1 protein-coding gene is annotated in these 1,516 nt (G+C 59.4%); it reads left to right on the top strand.

Translation table 11 applies throughout. From position 1 onward, the window contains the following. Nucleotides 1-577 precede the first annotated feature (577 nt). Nucleotides 578-1,492, top strand: coding sequence for a transposase (locus AC6CH8_RS22785; RefSeq protein ID WP_498192458.1), 915 nt, complete (start codon nucleotides 578-580; stop codon nucleotides 1,490-1,492). Nucleotides 1,493-1,516 lie beyond the last annotated feature (24 nt).

Raw genomic sequence — 1,516 nt, forward strand, 5'->3', positions numbered from 1 at the left:
CCCTCTGAGTCAGGCTGGTTGTGAGTCAGTCATTGATCGAAGAGAGAGCAGGAGCAGCCATGCTTGTTGGTCCGAGGGGTATCAGCCGCGACGAGATCCGGGATTTGGTGCATCAGTATTACGTGCAGCCTTACGGGACGAGGAAGGAATGGCTTGCGTCTCAGCCTGTGACTGAGTGGACGTTCCGGAAATGGCGGAAGATGATTCAAGAGGGTGACCTCGACCGGAATCTCATTCCACGAGAGCATGGGAACATGGCCCGCACTAATGGCGAGTGGTCCGCGTTCGAAAGAGCGCGTGCCAAGGAAATCGCTAACCACCAGTCCGAAGTCGAACAGCTCAAGAGCCGTGTCCGGGAGCTAGAGGGCACGAATGAAGTTTTGGGAAAAGCTATCGGGCTCTTGCACGGGTTGAGCGTGCCAGAGCCCGATACGGCTCCGACGAACGATCCGAAAGATTCATCGAAGCCGAGAACCTCCTCGTCCGGGACCTGAAGGAGCTCACCGGCTCGCAGCGGCAAGCCCTCAGAGTGGCCGGTGTTTCGCGTTCGACGTGGCATTACCGGCAGAACCCCCGCGTGCGGGTGCAGGACCCGCTCGGTCAGTCTGAGCGGGCCTATGAGTCACGGATCAGCCCCAATGATCGGGACCGGATCGCTGAGTACATCATGGGTGGCTGGGCCGAGCGGGTCTCTGTTGACCATTCCTTCGCGACAGCTTGGGATGCCGGGGTGATGCTCGCGTCCCGCCGCACGTGGTGGCGGATCGCGGCCCAGATCGAGGACCAAATGCTCCGCCCTGCCATTCCTACCAGGACCGAGAATAAACGGGCACCGCGGGAGAAACCCGTTCTGAAGGCCACCGGCCCGGGCCAGGTCTGGTCATGGGATATCACCGATCTCTATTCACCGTGGCGCGGGAAAACGTTCAAGGCATACTCGGTTCTGGATATCTATTCCCGGCAGATGATTGCCTGGCGAGTCGAGGAACGCGAAGCGGACCACCTCGCAGCGGAGATGTTCGAGACCGCAATCGCCCGGCACGGTGCGCCCCGCATTGTCCACGCCGATTCAGGGCCGGCAATGAAATCAAACCTGCTCCGTGACACCCTCACCAGCCACGGCGTGGAACTCACCCACAACCGACCATACGTATCGAATGACAATCCCTTTTCGGAGTCCGGGTTCAGGACCATGAAATATCGGCCCGGCTGCCCGCGGATCTTCCAGGACCTCGAGACCGCCAGAGCCTACCTCGGCGACTACGTACCCTGGTACAACACCGAGCACAAACATTCAGGCATCGCCCTGTTCTCACCAGCCGAAGTCCACGACGGCTCTTGGAAAAACATCTGGAAAACACGCAACCAAGCCCAGCAGCACTACTACGAGCAACACCCCTACCGATTCCGACAACGGCCCACCACACCAACCCCACAAAGCCATGTCGGAATCAACCTTCCCAAAAAACCAACCAATCAACCCACCCACTGACTCCACACAGCTTGACAACCTGCG

This window comes from Paenarthrobacter sp. GQ52, assembly GCF_059759005.1.